The following is a 16541-nucleotide window of genomic DNA, read 5'->3' on the forward strand; positions in this document are numbered from 1 at the left end:
CACACGCCAGGGAGCGGCCGCAATGCACGGCCATGGCACGACCTGACCCCACATGCCGCAGAACCCCGCGCCGCAGTTGTCCGTCGATCTCGGGCGCTTCCGGCGCTACCTGATCCTGGGCAACCTCGTGCTGCTGGCGCTCATTGCGCTGGCGGCGGTGCTGGTCTTGTCGGCCAGCCACCGCGCGCACGAGGAACGCGGCCGCGCCACCGCCGCCGACCTGGCCCGCTCGCTGGCGCTGAGCGTGGCCTCGACACTGCAACTGGTGGACAACACGCTGCTGTCGACGCTGAACCAGGTGGACCGCCTTGGTGCCGCCGGGCCGCTGCAGGCGGAAGAGCTGACGCGCATCGCCGACGCGCAGCGCGCCCTCGTGCCGGCCATGACGGCGTTGCGCGTCACCGATGCCGAGGGCCGGGTGCTGAACCCCGACGCCGACGGCCCCGCCACCGTCACCGTGGCCGACCGCGACTACTTCCAGGCGGCCCGTGCCGACCCGACGCGGCTGGCGGTGTCCGAGCCGCTGCAGGGCCGGCTCAAGAAGGGCTGGGGACTGGTCCTCGCGCGCGCCCGGCTTGACGAGGCCGGGCGCTTCATCGGCGTGGTCTACGGCGGCATCGGCACGCAGGGCGTCGTGCAGGACTTCCAGCGCGCCGATGTGGGCAGCCAAGGCATCGTGGTGCTGCGCTCCAGCTCGCTGCGGCTGATCGCCAGGTATTCACCGCGCGACCGCGACCCCGAGGCCAGGCTGGGCATGGCCCAGGTGTCGGATGCGTTCCACGCGGCGCGCAAGGTCGACCCCTGGCAGGGCAGCTACATCGCGCGCAGCACGCTGGACGGCATCGAGCGCGTCACCGCCTACACGCAGGTGGGCCGGCATCCGCTGCTGGTCCAGGTCGGCCTGGCGACAGAGGATTTCTTTGCGCCCTGGCGGCGCCAGATGGCGCAGCTGGGCGGCCTGCTGGCGCTGCTGGCGGCAGTGGTGGTGGGCGCCTCGGCGCTCATTTACCGCGCCCAGGCCCGCCAGGTGCGGGCGCGGGCCCAGGCCGCGCTGCTGGCCGCCGAGCGCGGCGCCATGCTGGACAACGAACTGGTCGGCATGGTGAAGCTGCGGGCGCGGCGCGAGGTCTGGCACAACGCGGCGCTGGCGCGGCTGTTCGGCTACGGGCCGGGCGAGCTGAGCGGCCAACCCGCGCGCCTGCTCTACCTCGACGACGAGTCCTTTGCCCAGGTCGGCCTGGCCTACCAGCAACTGCAGGAGACCCGCAGCTACCGCACGCAGCTGCGCATGCGGCGCAAGGACGGCGGCACCGTCTGGGTGGACCTGAGCGGCAAGGCGCTGCCGGACGGCGAATCGCTGTGGCTGATGGTGGACATCACGCACATCAAGCGCAGCGAGCAGCAGGCCCGGCACCTGGCCTTGCACGACGGGCTGACCGGCCTGCCCAACCGACAGCTGCTGCAGGACAGGCTGGCCTTCCTGCTGCGCGACGCCGAGCGCAACGGCCGCTGGCTGGCGGTCTGCTACCTGGACCTGGACGGCTTCAAGGCCGTCAACGACCAGCATGGCCATGACGCGGGCGATGCCGTGCTGCGCGCCGCCGCCGAGCGGCTGACGGCCAGCGTGCGCGGCAACGACGTGGTGGCCCGCATGGGCGGGGACGAGTTCGTGCTGGTGCTCAACCAGCTGGGCGCGCTCAGCGACGAGGCCTTTGCGCTGAACCGGCTGCTGGACAGCTTCGCCGCGCCCATCACGCTGCCCGACGGCAGCGAGGCGAGCGTGGGTGTCAGCATCGGCGTGGCGATCTACCCGCAGCACGGCAGCGATGTCGGCACGCTGCTCGGCCGCGCCGATCGGGCCTTGCTGGCCGGCAAGCGTGCGGGCAAGGGCCGCTGGGTGACCTGCGACGCGGTCACCGACGTCAAGGCTTGAGACTGCGCCAGATCAGGCTGGTGATCAGCTCGCGGGCGCGCTCGAAGTCGTCCTCGTCCAGCGCCGGCTTGCCCATGTAGAGCGCGAACTGCGGGCCCAGGTCGGCGTAGGCCTGGGTGGACGACCAGATCAGGAACATCAGGTGCGTGAAGTCCAGGCGCCGCACGCGGCCCTCGCTGGCCCAACGCTCGAAGCGCGCCACGTCGGCGTGCAGCAGCGGCATGACCTGGGCCTTCAGCACGTCCTGATAGCGCGGCGCGCCGGCCATGATCTCGCGCGTGAAGACGGCGTTGCCGCTGGGCCGCTCGCGGCTGAAGCGCAGCTTGACCTGCACATAGGCCTGGATGGCCGTCTCGGGCTCGTCGGCCTCGGCGATGGCCGACATGCTGGCCATCCATTCGCCCATGACGCTGTTCAGCACGGCGCGGTAGAGCTCTTCCTTGCTGGGCCAGTGGTAGAGCAGGTTCTGCCGCGACAGGTCCAGTGCGGCGGCGATGCTGTCGAGGCTGACGCCTTCGAAACCGAAGCGGGCGAACTGGTGTTCGGCTTCAATGAGGATGGCCTCCTGCTTGCGCAGGGTGGCGGCGCGGGGGGTACGTACTGCGGTTGTCACGCTCATGCACCGGATTCTGACGGCGGCGCACCAAGCGCTTGCTGCGGGTTTTTACGCCTTGGTCAAGTTTTACAGGGTAGTAATGTTTGGGTGTTTTCTACTGGGAGATGCCCGTGGACCTTGCCGATTTGAAGTCCGGCCGCCTCGCACCGGCCGAGTACGAGCGCAACTTTGCCGATGCGCACCCGCCGCTGAACCGCACGCAGGCCTTGATCGAGGCCGAGCGTTGCTACTACTGCTACGCAGCCCCCTGCCAGACGGCCTGCCCGACGGGGATAGACATCCCTGCCTTCATCCAGCGCGTGGCGCAGGACAACGTGCGCGGCGCGGCCGAGGCCATCCTGACGGCCAACCCGCTGGGCGGCATGTGCGCCCGTGTCTGCCCGACCGAGGTGCTGTGCGAGCAGGCCTGCGTGCGCAACACCAACGAGAGCAAACCGGTGGAGATCGGCCTGCTGCAACGCTTCGCGGTGGAGGGTCACTTCGCCAATCCCGGAGCCAAACCGTTGTTTGAACGCGCACAGCCGACCGGCCGGCGCGTCGCCGTCGTCGGCGCCGGCCCGGCCGGGCTGGCCGCCGCGCACGGCCTGGCGTGGCGCGGACACGACGTTGTGCTGTTCGATGCCGCACCGAAATTGGGCGGACTCAACGAATACGGCCTGGCCACCTACAAGGTGGCCGGCGGTTTTGCGCAGCAAGAAATCGACTGGCTGCTGTCCATCGGCGGCATCACGCCCAAGCTCAACTGCAGGCTCGGCCGCGACATCACGCTGGACAGCCTGCTGGCTGAATACGACGCCGTCTTCCTGGGCCTGGGCCTGGGCGGCGTCAACGCGCTGGGCATTGCCGAGCCTCAGGTGCCCGGCTTGCGCGATGCGGTGGACTTCATCGCCGAGCTGCGCCAGAGCGCACCGGCAGAAGTGCCCGTGGGCCGCAAGGTCGTCGTCATCGGCGGCGGCATGACGGCCGTGGACGCGGCCGTGCAGAGCAAGCTGCTGGGTGCCGAGCAGGTGACCATGGTCTACCGGCGCGGGCCGGACGGCCTCTCGGCGTCGACACATGAACAGCACTGGGCGCAGACGAACGGCGTGACCATCCGCTGCTGGGCCCGGCCGCTGGGTGTAGAAGCCCACGGCGGTGTGCTGCAAGGCATGCGCTTCGCGGCGACGACGCTGGAGGACGGCAAGCTCGTCGACACCGGCGAACAGTTCTTCATCGAGGCCGACCTGGTGCTGCGCGCCATCGGCCAGACCTACGAAGCACCGGCCGGCACGGCCATCGCGCTGCAGAGCGGCCGCATCAAGACCGACGCCGACGGGCAGACCAGCCTGGCCCGCGTCTGGGCCGGCGGCGACTGCCGCGCCGGCGGCCGCGACCTGACCGTGGAGGCCGTGGAGCACGGCAAGCGCGCGGCGGTCTCCATCCATGCAGCACTGACGGAGGTGGCCCATGGCTGACCTGAGCACCAACTTCCTGGGCATCAAGAGCCCCAACCCCTTCTGGCTCGCGTCGGCGCCACCGACCGACAAGGAGATCAACGTGCGCCGCGCCTTCGAGGCCGGCTGGGGCGGCGTGGTCTGGAAGACGCTGGGCGAGGACCCGCCGGTCGTCAACGTCAACGGCCCGCGCTACGCCACGCTGTGGAGCCAGGACCGGCGCGTCATCGGCTTCAACAACATCGAGCTGATCTCGGACCGGCCGCTGCAGGTCAACCTCGACGAGATCCGGCGCGTGAAGCGCGACTTCCCGGACCGCGCCATGGTCGTGTCGCTGATGGTGCCGGTGAACGAGCAGAGCTGGAAGGACATCCTCGCCAAGGTGGCCGACACCGGCGCCGACGGCGTGGAGCTGAACTTCGGCTGCCCGCACGGCATGAGCGAGCGCGGCATGGGCTCGGCCGTGGGCCAGGTGCCGGAGTACATCCAGCAGGTGACCGAGTGGTGCAAGAAGCACACGCGCATGCCGGTCATCGTCAAGCTCACGCCCAACATCACCGACGTGCGCTTCCCGGCGCGCGCCGCGCATGCGGGCGGTGCCGATGCGGTGAGCCTCATCAACACCGTCAACTCCATCATGGGCGTGGACCTGGACCGCATGACGATGAGCCCCGTCACCGACGGCCTGGGCTCGCACGGCGGCTACTGCGGCCAGGCGGTGAAGCCCATCGCGCTGAACATGGTGGCCGAGATCGCCCGCGACCCGGCCACGGCGGGGCTCCCCTTGAGCGGCATCGGCGGCATCACGACCTGGCGCGACGCGGCCGAGTTCATCGCCATGGGCTGCGGCACGGTGCAGGTCTGCACGGCCGCCATGGTCTACGGCTTCAAGATCGTGCAGGACATGTGCTCGGGGCTGTCCAACTTCATGGACGAGAAGGGCTACAAGTCGATCGAAGACTTCCGCGGCCGCGCGGTGCCCACCGTGAAGAACTGGAACCAGCTCAACCTGAACCACGTCGAGAAGGCCGTCATCAACCAGGACAGCTGCATCCAGTGCGGGCGCTGCCACGTCGTCTGCGAGGACACGTCGCACCAGGCCATCTTTGCGATGAAGGACGGCAAGCGCCACTTCGAGGTCAACGACGCGGAGTGCGTGGGTTGCAATCTCTGCGTGTCGATCTGCCCGGTCCCTGGCACCATCTCGATGCGCGCGCTGCAGCCGGGCGAGACCGATGCGCGCACGGGCCGCGTCATCGACGGCAGCTATGCCAACTGGACGACGCATCCGAACAACCCGATGAGTGCCGGATGCGCTTGAAGGAACTGAGATGAGCAGTCACTACGAAGTCGGCCACTGGATCAACGGCGCCATTTCAAGCGGTAGCGGCGCGCGCCAACAGGACATCCACAACCCCGCCACGGGCGCCGTGCAGGGCAAGCTGTTGCTGGGCAGCGTGGCCGATCTGGACGCCGCCGTGGCCTCTGCCACCAAGGCCGCCAAGGCCTGGGGCCAGACGCCGGCCCTGGCCCGCTCGCGCGTGCTGTTCAAGTTCCTGAGCATCGTGCAGGACAAGCGCGAGGAGCTGGCCGCCGCCCTCGTGCGCGAGCACGGCAAGACGATGCCGGACGCGCTCGGTGAAGTGGCGCGGGGCATCGAGAACATCGAGTTCGCCACGGCAATGCCGCAACTGCTGAAGGGCGAGTACACCGAGCAGATCGCGCGCGGCCTGGACGCCTGGAGCGTGCGCCAGCCACTGGGCGTGGTGGCCGGCGTCACGCCGTTCAACTTCCCCGCCATGGTGCCCATGTGGATGTACCCGCTGGCCATCGGCTGCGGCAATGCCTTCATCCTGAAGCCCAGCGAGCGCGACCCATCGGCATCGCTCTTGATGGCGCAATGGCTGAAGGACGCCGGCCTGCCCGACGGCATCTTCAGCGTCGTGCAGGGCGACAAGGACATCGTCGACGCCATCCTCGCCCACCCCGGCATCGCGGCCGTCAGCTTCGTCGGCTCCACGCCGGTGGCCGAGCACATCTACAAGGTGGGCAGCTCCTACGGCAAGCGCGTGCAGGCGCTGGGCGGCGCGAAGAACCACATGGTCGTCATGCCAGACGCCGATCTCGAACAGGCCGTGGACGCGCTGATGGGCGCGGCCTACGGCTCGGCCGGCGAGCGCTGCATGGCGATCTCCGTGGCCGTGGCCGTGGGCGACGCGGCCGACGCGCTGGTGGCCGCGCTGGCGCCCAAGGTCGCCGCGCTGAAGATCGGTGAAGGCAACGGCGCCGGCATCGAGATGGGCCCGCTGATCACGCGCGCCTCGCAGCAGCGCGTCGAGAAGCTGATCGGCGAAGGCGTGGCCGCCGGCGCCAAGGCCGTCGTCGATGGCCGCGGTCACCGCGTGGCCGGTTTCGAGGATGGCTTCTTCGTCGGCGGCACCTTGCTGGACGGCGTGTCGGCCGACATGAGCTGCTACACCGAGGAGATCTTCGGCCCCGTGCTCTGCGTCGTGCGCGTGCCCGACCTGGCCGCGGCAATAGCGTTGATCGAGGCCAACGATTACGCCAACGGCGTGGCCATCTTCACCCGCGACGGCCATGTGGCGCGCGAGTTCGTGCACCACATCCAGGTCGGCATGGTGGGCGTCAACGTGCCGCTGCCGGTGCCCATGGCCTTCAACAGCTTTGGCGGCTGGAAGCGCAGCCTGTTCGGCGACCACCATGCCTACGGGCCGGAGGCGGTGCGCTTCTATACCAAGCACAAGGCTGTCATGCAGCGCTGGCCTGACAGCCTGCCCAAGGGTCCGCAATTTGCTTTCCCGCAGAACACCTGATCAACCACCATCACAAGGGGTTCCATGAGCGCTGCTGCCGATCCGACGCTATCCAACGCCGACCTGCTGCCCACCACCGCCGCCCAGCGCCATTGGGGCTGGAAGGACTTCGCTGCCCTGTGGGTGGGCATGGTCGTCTGCGTGCCGACCTACACCATGGCCAGCGCCATGCTGGACCAGGGCTTCAGCTGGCAGCGCGCGGTGTTCCTCGTGCTGCTGGCCAACTGCATCGTGCTGGTCCCTATGCTGCTGATCGGCCGTGTCGGCCCCAAACACGGCATCCCCTTCCCGGTGCTGGCGCGCGCGTCCTTCGGCGTCAAGGGCGCCAACCTGCCGGCCGTGCTGCGCGGGCTGGTCGCCTGCGGCTGGTTCTCGATCAACTGCTACTTCGGCGCGCTGGCGCTGCACAGCTTCCTGAACGTGCTGGGCTTTGGCCTGGCAGCACCCGCGCCGGGCGAAACCATCAGCACGTCGCAGTTCGTGTGCTTCATCGCCTTCTGGGCGCTGCACCTGTGGTTCATCTGGCGCGGCACCGAGTCCATCCGGCTGCTGGAGGTGATTGCTGCGCCGCTGATGATCGCCGCGTCCATCGCGCTGGTCGCGGCCTTGATGCTGGCCGTGCCCAGCGCCCAGCTGTTCGGCCTGCCGGCCAAGACCGTGCCCGGCGGCCCCAACACCTGGGCCGCACTGACCGGCCTGGTGGGCTTCTGGGCCACGCTGGCGCTGAACATCCCCGACTTCACGCGCTTCGCCAAGACCCAGCGCGACCAGACGCTGGGCCAGGCGATCGGTCTGCCGATCCCGATGGCGCTGTTCTCCATGGTGGGCGTCATCGGCTTCTCGGCCAGCGCCATCCTCTACGGCAAGGCCGAGCTGTTCCCCGACGCGCTGCTGGCCAAGATGGGCCCGGTGGCGGCCGGCCTGGGGCTGCTGGTGATCCTGCTGGCCAACCTGACGACCAACGTGGCCGCCAACCTCGTCTCGCCCAGCTACGACTTCTCGCAGCTGGCCCCGAGCAAGATCAGCTTCCGCATGGGCGGCCTGATCGCGGCCGTCATCGGCCTGCTCTTCATGCCCTGGAAGCTGCTGGCCACCTCCGGCGGCTATCTGTTCACCTGGCTGGGCGGCTACGGCACGCTGCTGGGCGGCATCGCCGGCATCCTGCTGACCGACTACTACCTGATCCGTCGCACGGAGCTGAAGTCTGCCGACCTGTACCGGCGCGGCGGCGACTACGAGTACAGCGGCGGCTGGAATGTGCGCGCGCTGATCGCCCTCGCCCTCGGCGTGCTGCCCTGCCTGCCGGGCTATCTGGCGGTGTCGGGCGTTGTCGACAAGGCGGCCGTCGCGCCGTGGATGATTTCGCTGTTCGACTTCGGCTGGTTCTTCAGCCTGGCCGTGTCCGGCACGGTCTATTTCCTTTCGATGCCACGCAGAGGTAAGTGATGAGCTCCTTGTTGATCCGCGGCGCCATCGTCGTCAATGCTGACGCCGAGTCCCGCACCGACGTGCTCTGTGTCGATGGCCGCATCGCGGCGCTGGGCGAGCGCGCCGTGCGCGAGGCCCCGGCCGGCACGACGACGCTGGACGGCACCGGCCAGTACCTGATCCCCGGCGGCATCGACCCGCACACCCACATGCAGCTGCCCTTCATGGGCACGGTCACGCAGGATGATTTCTTCACCGGCACGGCGGCCGCGCTGGCGGGCGGCACGACCAGCATCATCGACTTCGTCATCCCCAACCCGCAGCAGCCGCTGATGGACGCCTACCGCACCTGGCGCGGCTGGGCGGAGAAGAGCGCTTCCGACTACGCCTTCCACGTCGCGGTGACGTGGTGGGACCAATCGGTCAGCGACGACATGGGGACGCTGGTGCGCGAGGAAGGCGTGAACAGCTTCAAGCACTTCATGGCCTACAAGAACGCCATCATGTGCGACGACGAGACGCTGGTGAACAGCTTCAAGCGCTCACTCGAACTGGGCGCCATGCCCACCGTGCACGCCGAGAACGGCGAGCTGGTCTACCTGCTGCAGGCCGAGGTGGCCAAGATGGGCATCACCGGCCCGGAAGGCCACCCGATGTCGCGCCCGCCGATGGTGGAAGGCGAAGCCGCCAACCGCGCAATTGCCATTGCCGACGTGCTGGGCGTGCCCATCTACATCGTGCACGTGAGCTGCATCGAAAGCGCAGAAGCGATCGCCCGTGCGCGTGCCCGTGGCCAGCGGGTCTACGGCGAGGTTCTGGCCGGCCATTTGCTGATCGACGACAGCGTCTACCGCGACCCCGATTTCGCGAAGGCCGCCGCCTATGTGATGAGCCCGCCCTTCCGCCCCAAGATCCATCAGGAGTTCCTGTGGCGCGGCCTGCAGTCGGGCCAGCTGCATACGACGGCGACGGACCACTGCACCTTCTGCGCGACGCAGAAGGCGGCGGGCAAGGAGAACTTCGCCAAGATCCCGAACGGCTGCGGCGGCGTCGAGGAGCGCATGGCGGTGCTGTGGGATGCCGGCGTCAACTCCGGGCGCCTGACGCCCAGCGAGTTCGTCGCCATCACGTCGGCCAACGCGGCCAAGCTCTTCAACATGTACCCGCGCAAGGGCGTCATTGCCGAGGGCGCCGACGCCGACCTCGTGCTGTGGGACCCGGCCGGCATCAAGACGCTCAGCGCCAAGACGCAGTTCTCCAAGAACGACTTCAACATCTTCGAGGGCCGCACCGTGCGCGGCATCCCCAGCCACACCATCGCGCAAGGCCGCGTCGTCTTCGCACGGGGCGACCTGCGCGCCGAAGCCGGCAAGGGCCGCTACCTGAAGCGCCCACCGTTCGGCTCACAGTTCGATGCCGCCGCCAAGCGCGCGCACGACCTCGCTCCCACCGCCGTCGCGCGCTGAAAGACACAACATGGACATGCCCGCCACCACTCCCGACATCACGAAGCTCCGCATCAACGGCCAGCGGCTGTGGGACTCGCTGATGGAACTGGCACAGATCGGCGCCACCGAGAAAGGCGGCGTCTGCCGCCTGACGCTGACCGACCTCGACAAGCAGGGCCGCGACCTCGTCACCCGCTGGGCACGCGAGGCCGGCATGACCGTCACCATCGACAAGATCGGCAACGGCTTCATGCGCCGCGCGGGCCGCAACAACAGCCTGCCGCCCATCATGACCGGCAGCCACATCGACACCCAGCCCACCGGCGGCAAGTTCGATGGCAACTACGGCGTGCTGGCCGGCATCGAGGTCGTGCGCACGCTGAACGATCACGGCATCGAGACCGAGGCGCCCATCGAGGTCGCGTTCTGGACCAATGAAGAGGGCTCGCGCTTCGTGCCCGTCATGATGGGCTCGGGCGTTTTCGCCAACGCCTTCACGCTTGAGCACGCCTACGCGGCCACCGACACCGAAGGGAAGACCGTCAAGGGCGAACTGGAGCGCATCGGCTACATCGGCGATCAGGTGCCTGGCGACCACCCCATCGGCGCCTATTTCGAGACCCACATCGAGCAAGGTCCGGTGCTGGAGGATCACGACAAGACCATCGGCGTCGTCACCGGCGTGCTGGGCATCCGCTGGTACGACTGCGTCGTCACCGGCATGGAAGCCCACGCCGGCCCCACGCCGATGGCGCTGCGCAAGGACGCGCTTCAGGTGGCCACCAAGCTGATGCAGGAAGTGGTGGCTTGCGCCCACCGCCACCCGCCGCATGGCCGCGGCACGGTGGGCATGGTGCAGGTGCACCCCAACAGCCGCAACGTCATCCCCGGCCGCGTGAAGTTCAGCATCGACCTGCGCAACGCGACCGATGCGCTGTGCGAGGCGATGGACGCTGACATCCGTTCAGTCGCTGCCAAGCTGTCACAAGAGAGCGGCCTGCCGATCGAGATCACGCCGGTCAGCAACTACCCTGCCCAGCCCTTCCACGCCGACTGCATCGCCGCCGTTCAGAAGGCCGCCGACACACTGGGCTACAGCAACATGCGTGCGGTGTCCGGCGCCGGCCACGACGCGGTCTACATGGCGAGGCTGGCGCCTGCCGGCATGATCTTCATCCCCTGCAAGGACGGCATCAGCCACAACGAGATCGAGGACGCCAAGCCGGAGCACATCGAGGCGGGGTGCAATGTGTTGTTGATGGCGATGTTGGAGCGGGCGCAGGTCACTCGGTAGGTTGGCGGTAAGCACAGCGAACCCCAACGCTCGTGCCCCGCTCAGCTGCCTGATTTGAACGAGGCCGAGGGCGCTGGGGTTCATTTCATTCACCCCAGCCTACCGGGCTGTTGGCCACGCAATTCGTGGTTAGCATGCGCCTGTCAACACAGGGGATATGCATGAACCCACACGCTCCCGTCACGCGGCTCTGGGCACTGGGCGCCGTCGCAGCGGCGGCCGCCCTGACCGGCTGCGCCAGTGGCCTCTCGACATCGCACGGGCCGACCGCCCAGGGCGTCGGTACCGAGCAGCAGGCCCGCTCCACAGGTGAACCGCTGGTGGAGCGCCACGCCGCCGCGGATGCGCGGCAGCTGCTCAACAGGTACCAGAAGCGCGGCTACGTGCTGGTCGCAGCGTCCGGATTCAACAGCGACCGGCAGGCATCCGAAGCCGTCGCCGTCGCGCAGGGGCGCCAGCTCGGTGCCGAGCTGGTGGTCCTCCTGGCCCCTCGCACTGCAGGATCGGTGGCACGCCCTGCTTCGCTCAACGTACCCGCCTCGTTCAGGAACAGCCCGGCGACCGCCTTCGGCAACAACGGGGCCGGCATCGCCCTGGAGGTCGGCCCGACCAGGACGCGCGACGCGTTGACCGGCCACCCGACGCCCACGGCGGCCTATCGCACCGCCCAGCGCACGGACGTTGCCGCGCTGTACTTTGTCAGGCAGCAGGCCACTGGGCCGGCCCTGTAACGCCAGACACCCGGCAGCGCCGCTGACCACCGCCTCAGGCTGCCGGCATCAGCGCCGGTGTTCGGCCAGCAACGCCGCCGCCGTGCTGGCCGGCACCGCGTAGGTGATGCCCGTCGGCGCGCTGAGCGCCGCTTCCTTGGTGCCCTTGATCGCGCCGCCCTGCAGCACGCCCACGACCTCGCCGGTCTCGATGTCCAGCACCGGGCCGCCGCTGTTGCCGGGGTAGGCGATGGCGTCGAGCTGCATCACCTTGAAGGCACCGTCGCGCAGCTGGCGCACGGCGCGCGGGTTGAGGCCGGCCGGGCTGCCGGCGGGGGTGGCGATGGTCGTCCATGCCGAGACGATGCCGCGGTGGGTGGTGTGCACCTGGCCCAGCGCGTTGCCGATGGGAAAGCCCATCAGCGCAATCGCCGCGCCCTCCACGGCGTCCTGCGCGGCCAGCTTCAGCGCCGGCAGCGCGGGCCCGTCGATGGCCAGCAGCGCCAGGTCGTTGCGCAGGTCGCGGCCCAGCAGCCGGGCGCTGCGCAGCTGCCACTGGCCGTCGCCCAGCCACACCTGCACCGCGATGCTGCGGTCGATGCGCTCGGGCGTCTCGGCTGGCACCACGTGCGCGTTGGTCAGCACGTGCAGGCCGTCAGCCACCGCGAAGCCGGCAGCGCGGAAGCCGAACCGCGGGTTGTCCATCAGGCCGTAGCTGCCCACGGCCACCACGGACCGCTTGACCCGCGCGATGAGCTCGGGCAGCGACGCCGCAGACGCCCCCTTGCTGCCGCAGGCCAGGCCGGCCAGCAACGCCAGCAGATGGCGCCGCTCGATGTCGGGCATGAGGTGGCGAAGCGGCACTGGGTGCATGGTGGGTCGGGCTGGACGGCAAAGAGGTTGCCGAGCCTACTGCAATCCGCCGCGGGAGCCGGGGTCTCAGGGCCAGAGGCGCTTCTATAGTCCGCCGCGAAGGGCCCCGCCGTGGGCCGAACGGAGATGCTTTTGATCCGACTCCTGCTGACCGCTGCAATGCTGGTGTTCTCGCAACTGGCCGCCCACGCCGCCGAGCCACGGGCCCCAGCCTGCGAAGCTCAGTCCAAGGACCGCGCCGTTCGCGAACAAGCCTTCGTCCCTCTCAACGGCATTCCCCAATGGCTGACCATCACCGGCCAGGACTGCCGCAACCCCGTGCTGCTCTTCATCCATGGCGGCCCCGGCAACCCGAACACGCCGTTCGCCGACACCCTCTACGGCGCCTGGGCCAAGGACTTCACGCTCGTGCAGTGGGACCAGCGCGGCGCCGGCCGCACCTATGGCCGCAACCTGCCGGTGCGGGAACTGGAGCCGGCCGAGTTCGCCAGCACGCCGCTGACGCTGGAACTGATGGCGGCCGACGGCATCGCCGTGGCCGAGTACCTGCAGCAGCGGCTGGGGCACGCCAAGGTCATCCTGACCGGCAGCTCCTGGGGCTCGGCGCTGGCCGTGGAGATGGCGCACCTCAGGCCCGAGCTGTTCCACGCCTATGTCGGCGTGGCGCAGCTCGTCGGCCCGGCGGACCTGAGCGCCAGCCACGCCCTCGCGCTGCAACGTGCACGCGAGCTGGGCGACCAGCCGGCCCTGGCCACGCTGCAGGCCATCGGCCCACCGCCCTGGCAAGACCCGCGCAGCTTCGGCAAGCTGCGCCGCATGCTGCGCGGCTACGAGGCGCAACGCAGCGACGCCGGCCCGGCCTGGAAGCCCGCCGCGGACTACGCCGGCCCGCAGGACGCGGCCGCGTATGAAGCCGGCGAGGAGTTCTCCTTCCTGAAGTTCGTCGGTTTCAAGGGCGACGGCATGCTGTGGCGGCTGGACTTGATCGGCCAGCGCACGCGGCTGCAGTTGCCGGTCTTCCTCGTGCAGGGCGAGCAAGACCTGCTGACCCCACCCGCCGTCACGCGCGCCTGGTTCGACCGCATCGAGGCACCGCACAAGAAGCTCGTGACCGTGCCCCGCGCCGGCCATGACCCGAACGGGCCGCTGCTGGATGCGCAGTTCCAGGTACTGAAGACCGAGGTGCTGCCGCTGGCCCGCCGTTGATCAGCGGCGTGTCACGCCACCGCGCTGCGCACCGCCTCGCGCACCAGGCCATCGAGCTGCCCGGTGATGTGCGTCATCTCGCCCGAGACGACGGCGAACTCGCGGCCGGAGGCGCCGGCGCGCGCCGCCACCACCTGCGCGTTGAAGGAAACGATGCGCGCATGCTTGGCGATCTGCTCGATGTCGCCCATCACCGCCGTCAGCTGCTTCTTGGCCGAGGCGGCCTGCTGGCGGGCGAGGTCTTCGTAGATCTGCGTCAGGCGGTTCAGCGTGGCCAGCAGCGGCGTGGCGGCTTCCACCAGCTCTTCGAGCAGCGTCGGGGCGACGAAGGCGGCGGTGGCGATGGCGTCCAGCGCGCGCCGCGCCAGCTCGATGAAGGCGGTGATGCGCTCGTCGGCGCGGTCGGGGCCGAAGTAGGCCTGCTGCAGCTCGCCACCCAGCGCCGCCGGCGACATCTCGCCGGTCAGCAGTGCACGGTGGGCGTCGCTGAAGGTGGCCAGCGCGTCGCGCGCCGTGGCGAGTGCGCCTTCGCGCCCCTGCGAGGCCAGCACCGCGTAGAGGACGACGCGTTGTGACGTGAAGCGGCGGCGGCCGGACAGGTTGATCAACTTGCCGAACAGCTCGCCCGCAGGCGGCTTGGGTGCAGCGGCTGCCCGCTTTGGTGCATCGGCGTGGGCACTCGGGTGGTGCAGCATGAGGGGCTCCGTGATCTGGTTCACGACCGGCACCGCCCACGTTCCGGCGCGCTGGTCTGTGCACTCAGGGTTAGCACGGGGCGTGCCAATGCCGGCGCAACCCGTTCAGCCGCGCAGCCCCTTCTGCAAGCGCTGCGTCGCCAGCGCCAGCGTCTCCTCCCGCTTCGCAAAGCAGAACCGCACATGCCCGCGCTCCTGGGGCCGCTGGTAGAAGACCGACAGCGGGATGGCCGCCACACCGATCTCCGTCGTCAGCCACTTCGCAAAGTCCAGATCGGGCAGGTCCGACACCGCGCGGTAGTCCACCGTCTGGAAGTAGGTGCCCTCGCAGGGCAGCAGCTTCAGCGGTGTGGCCGCCAGCGCGGCACGGAAGCGGTCGCGCTTGGCTTGGTAGAAATCGCTCAGCCCCTGCCAGGGCGCCGGGTTGGCGAGGTAGGCGGCGATGGCGTGCTGCGTCGGCGTGTGCACAGTGAACACCGTGTACTGGTGCAGGCGGCGGAATGCCGCGCTCAGCGCAGCCGGTGCGGCGACGAAGCCGACCTTCCAGCCCGTCACATGGAAGGTCTTGCCGAAGCTGCTGACGAGAAAGCTGCGCTCGCGCAGCGCCGGGTAGCGGGCCACGCTCTCGTGCGGCGCGCCATCAAACACCATGTGCTCGTAGACCTCGTCGCTGACGACGAAGAGGTCGTGCTGCTCGGCAATGCGCTCCAGTTCCAGCAGGTCGCCGCTCGTCGCGACGCGGCCGCTGGGGTTGTGCGGCGTGTTGATGATCAGCGCCCGCGTGCGCGGCGTGATGGCGGCGCGCACGGCATCCCAGTCGATGCGGTAGTCGAGCGTCATCGGCACGCCGATGGGCACCGCGCCGGCCAGGCGGATGGCGGGGTCGTAGCTGTCGTAGGCCGGCTCGATGATGATGACCTCGTCGCCCGCGCCGACGCAGGCATGCAGCGCGGTGATGATCCCTTGCGTGCCACCTGCCGTGATGGTGATGTCGCGGTCGGCGTCATACGCCGAGCCGTAGAGGTCGTTGAGCTTGGCCACCACCGCCTGCCGCAGCGCCGGCACGCCGGTCATCGGCGGGTACTGGTTGTGGCCGGCGGCCATCGCGTCGGTGACGGCCTGGAGCAGGGCCGGGTCGGCGCTGAATTCCGGGAAGCCCTGGCCGAGATTGACGGCGCCATGCTCGGCCGCCAGGGCCGACATGACGGTGAAGATGGTGGTGCCCGTGTTGGGCAGTTTGGTGGGCAGGACGGGCATGGCTCAGCGTTCGCCCGCCTTTGTGCAGCGCAGCTCAGCGGACTGCCAGCCCCAGATGACGCGGGCCTCGCCCTGGTGCTCCCAGTAGCTTTCGTTGCGGCCGGTGTAGCGGCTGCCGCTGGCGGCGGGCTGCTGCGTCATCAGCGAGGTCTGGTCGCCACGTTCGGCGATGAGGCTGGGCGGTTCGGTCGCGCTGAAGAAGTTGGCGACGACCTCGCTGCCGTCGTCGCAGCGCCAGCGCGCCGTGGCCGACACCGGCACCAGGCGGTAGCGCGCCTGCAGTTCCAGCAGGCGGCGCTGGGAGGACTCGCGCACGCAGGCCACGCGGGCCTCGATGTCGGCGGCGGACGCCGCGTCCGGCCCCGCCTTCCAGCAGTCGTGGCGCTCACGCCGCCAGCCCCGCTGCTCGGCGGCCAGCACCGGCGGCCGCTCGTTCTGGGCCTTGCGCCGCGCGGCGGCATAGGCCTCGGCCACGCGCGCATCCAGCCGCGCCAAGCCGGCACGCTGGCACACCAGCTCTTCCACATCGCCACGCACCTGGCGCGTGCGGCAGGTGGGCGCGCGGCGCGCCTCGTCCAGCGCCTGCTGCACGCGCTGGCACCAGGCGGGCCCGCCGCGATCGTTGGCGTCACGCAGGCCCAGCTGGTGCTCAACCGCGCCCTGCCATTCGGCCGAACCGAGATCGGGGCCATGGCCGTCGCCGCCCAGGCGTGCCTGTACGTCGCGCTGCCAGCGCGCATCGCAGGTCGGCGCAGCGGCCTGGGCCAGTGTCGCGAAACAGATCAGTGCAAAGGCGAGCAAGGTCTTCATGAAC

The 16541-nt window shown here is 69.5% G+C and carries 14 protein-coding genes; 9 read left to right on the forward strand and 5 right to left on the reverse strand.

Features of this window, described 5'->3' with window-relative positions; genetic code table 11:
* The first annotated feature begins 52 nt into the window (after nucleotides 1–52).
* Nucleotides 53–1933 carry a sensor domain-containing diguanylate cyclase gene (locus tag ACG00Y_RS22780; protein ID WP_394482872.1) on the forward strand — a complete coding sequence of 627 codons (1881 nt, stop codon included), beginning with the start codon at nucleotides 53–55 and terminating at the stop codon, nucleotides 1931–1933.
* Here the strand turns inward: ACG00Y_RS22780 and ACG00Y_RS22785 are convergent.
* Complete coding sequence (locus ACG00Y_RS22785) at nucleotides 1923–2552, reverse strand: TetR/AcrR family transcriptional regulator (RefSeq protein WP_394482874.1); 630 nt, start codon at nucleotides 2550–2552, stop codon at nucleotides 1923–1925. The genes ACG00Y_RS22780 and ACG00Y_RS22785 overlap by 11 nt on opposite strands.
* Nucleotides 2553–2653: 101 nt before the next feature.
* Between ACG00Y_RS22785 and ACG00Y_RS22790 the strand changes: the two genes are divergently transcribed.
* The 7 genes from ACG00Y_RS22790 to ACG00Y_RS22820 all read left to right on the forward strand — a co-directional run bounded on the left by ACG00Y_RS22790 (nucleotide 2654) and on the right by ACG00Y_RS22820 (nucleotide 11717).
* On the forward strand, nucleotides 2654–4003 hold the full coding sequence (locus tag ACG00Y_RS22790) for an NAD(P)-dependent oxidoreductase (protein WP_394482876.1): 1350 nt from the start codon (nucleotides 2654–2656) through the stop codon (nucleotides 4001–4003).
* Nucleotides 3996–5303 carry an NAD-dependent dihydropyrimidine dehydrogenase subunit PreA gene (gene preA / locus ACG00Y_RS22795; protein ID WP_394482877.1) on the forward strand — a complete coding sequence of 436 codons (1308 nt, stop codon included), beginning with the start codon at nucleotides 3996–3998 and terminating at the stop codon, nucleotides 5301–5303. The genes ACG00Y_RS22790 and preA overlap by 8 nt, the downstream gene beginning before the upstream one ends.
* Before the next feature lie 10 nt (nucleotides 5304–5313).
* Complete coding sequence (locus ACG00Y_RS22800; RefSeq protein ID WP_394482879.1) at nucleotides 5314–6816, forward strand: CoA-acylating methylmalonate-semialdehyde dehydrogenase; 1503 nt, start codon at nucleotides 5314–5316, stop codon at nucleotides 6814–6816.
* 24 nt (nucleotides 6817–6840) lie between these two features.
* On the forward strand, nucleotides 6841–8262 hold the full coding sequence (locus ACG00Y_RS22805) for an NCS1 family nucleobase:cation symporter-1 (RefSeq protein WP_394482880.1): 1422 nt from the start codon (nucleotides 6841–6843) through the stop codon (nucleotides 8260–8262).
* Nucleotides 8262–9710: a dihydropyrimidinase gene (hydA, locus tag ACG00Y_RS22810; protein ID WP_394482882.1), complete on the forward strand. Its 1449-nt coding sequence runs from the start codon at nucleotides 8262–8264 to the stop codon at nucleotides 9708–9710. Before ACG00Y_RS22805 ends, hydA begins: the two co-directional genes overlap by 1 nt.
* Before the next feature lie 10 nt (nucleotides 9711–9720).
* The gene (locus tag ACG00Y_RS22815) at nucleotides 9721–10986 is read left to right on the forward strand and encodes a Zn-dependent hydrolase (RefSeq protein WP_394482884.1); all 1266 of its coding nucleotides are present in this window, start codon (nucleotides 9721–9723) and stop codon (nucleotides 10984–10986) included.
* A 161-nt stretch (nucleotides 10987–11147) separates the two neighbouring features.
* Entirely contained in the window at nucleotides 11148–11717 is a 570-nt protein-coding gene (locus tag ACG00Y_RS22820; protein ID WP_394482885.1) for a hypothetical protein, read from the forward strand.
* 48 nt (nucleotides 11718–11765) lie between these two features.
* Here the strand turns inward: ACG00Y_RS22820 and ACG00Y_RS22825 are convergent, their stop codons facing one another.
* Nucleotides 11766–12569, reverse strand: a complete 804-nt coding sequence (locus tag ACG00Y_RS22825) for a S1C family serine protease (RefSeq protein ID WP_394482887.1) — start codon at nucleotides 12567–12569, stop codon at nucleotides 11766–11768.
* Nucleotides 12570–12701: 132 nt separating this feature from the next.
* Here ACG00Y_RS22825 and ACG00Y_RS22830 point away from each other — a divergent pair, with 132 nt between their 5' ends.
* Complete coding sequence (locus ACG00Y_RS22830) at nucleotides 12702–13775, forward strand: alpha/beta fold hydrolase (protein ID WP_394482889.1); 1074 nt, start codon at nucleotides 12702–12704, stop codon at nucleotides 13773–13775.
* An 11-nt stretch (nucleotides 13776–13786) separates the two neighbouring features.
* On the opposite strand, the gene ACG00Y_RS22835 is transcribed toward ACG00Y_RS22830, so the two are convergent.
* From ACG00Y_RS22835 to ACG00Y_RS22845, 3 genes are all read right to left on the reverse strand, one after another.
* Complete coding sequence (locus ACG00Y_RS22835) at nucleotides 13787–14470, reverse strand: methyl-accepting chemotaxis protein (RefSeq protein WP_394482891.1); 684 nt, start codon at nucleotides 14468–14470, stop codon at nucleotides 13787–13789.
* Between the two features lie 105 nt (nucleotides 14471–14575).
* Nucleotides 14576–15727, reverse strand: coding sequence for a methionine aminotransferase (locus ACG00Y_RS22840; RefSeq protein WP_394482893.1), 1152 nt, complete (start codon nucleotides 15725–15727; stop codon nucleotides 14576–14578).
* Nucleotides 15728–15730: 3 nt separating this feature from the next.
* A complete protein-coding gene (locus tag ACG00Y_RS22845; RefSeq protein WP_394482895.1) occupies nucleotides 15731–16537 on the reverse strand; it encodes an MliC family protein in 807 nt (268 codons plus the stop codon).
* Nucleotides 16538–16541: the final 4 nt, after the last annotated feature.

It is taken from the genome of Pelomonas parva (assembly GCF_043555835.1).
In the GTDB taxonomy this organism is placed as follows: Bacteria; Pseudomonadota; Gammaproteobacteria; order Burkholderiales; family Burkholderiaceae_C; genus Pelomonas; species Pelomonas parva.

Excerpts from the sequence above, each read along its gene's own strand:
- ACG00Y_RS22780 (WP_394482872.1), top strand. The coding sequence starts at position 53 with ATGCCGCAGAACCCCGCGCCGCAGTTGTCCGTCGATCTCGGGCGCTTC.
- ACG00Y_RS22785 (WP_394482874.1), bottom strand. The coding sequence starts at position 2,552 with ATGAGCGTGACAACCGCAGTACGTACCCCCCGCGCCGCCACCCTGCGC.
- ACG00Y_RS22790 (WP_394482876.1), top strand. The coding sequence starts at position 2,654 with ATGCCCGTGGACCTTGCCGATTTGAAGTCCGGCCGCCTCGCACCGGCC.
- preA (WP_394482877.1), top strand. The coding sequence starts at position 3,996 with ATGGCTGACCTGAGCACCAACTTCCTGGGCATCAAGAGCCCCAACCCC.
- ACG00Y_RS22800 (WP_394482879.1), top strand. The coding sequence starts at position 5,314 with ATGAGCAGTCACTACGAAGTCGGCCACTGGATCAACGGCGCCATTTCA.
- ACG00Y_RS22805 (WP_394482880.1), top strand. The coding sequence starts at position 6,841 with ATGAGCGCTGCTGCCGATCCGACGCTATCCAACGCCGACCTGCTGCCC.
- hydA (WP_394482882.1), top strand. The coding sequence starts at position 8,262 with ATGAGCTCCTTGTTGATCCGCGGCGCCATCGTCGTCAATGCTGACGCC.
- ACG00Y_RS22815 (WP_394482884.1), top strand. The coding sequence starts at position 9,721 with ATGGACATGCCCGCCACCACTCCCGACATCACGAAGCTCCGCATCAAC.
- ACG00Y_RS22820 (WP_394482885.1), top strand. The coding sequence starts at position 11,148 with ATGAACCCACACGCTCCCGTCACGCGGCTCTGGGCACTGGGCGCCGTC.
- ACG00Y_RS22825 (WP_394482887.1), bottom strand. The coding sequence starts at position 12,569 with ATGCACCCAGTGCCGCTTCGCCACCTCATGCCCGACATCGAGCGGCGC.
- ACG00Y_RS22835 (WP_394482891.1), bottom strand. The coding sequence starts at position 14,470 with ATGCTGCACCACCCGAGTGCCCACGCCGATGCACCAAAGCGGGCAGCC.
- ACG00Y_RS22840 (WP_394482893.1), bottom strand. The coding sequence starts at position 15,727 with ATGCCCGTCCTGCCCACCAAACTGCCCAACACGGGCACCACCATCTTC.
- ACG00Y_RS22845 (WP_394482895.1), bottom strand. The coding sequence starts at position 16,537 with ATGAAGACCTTGCTCGCCTTTGCACTGATCTGTTTCGCGACACTGGCC.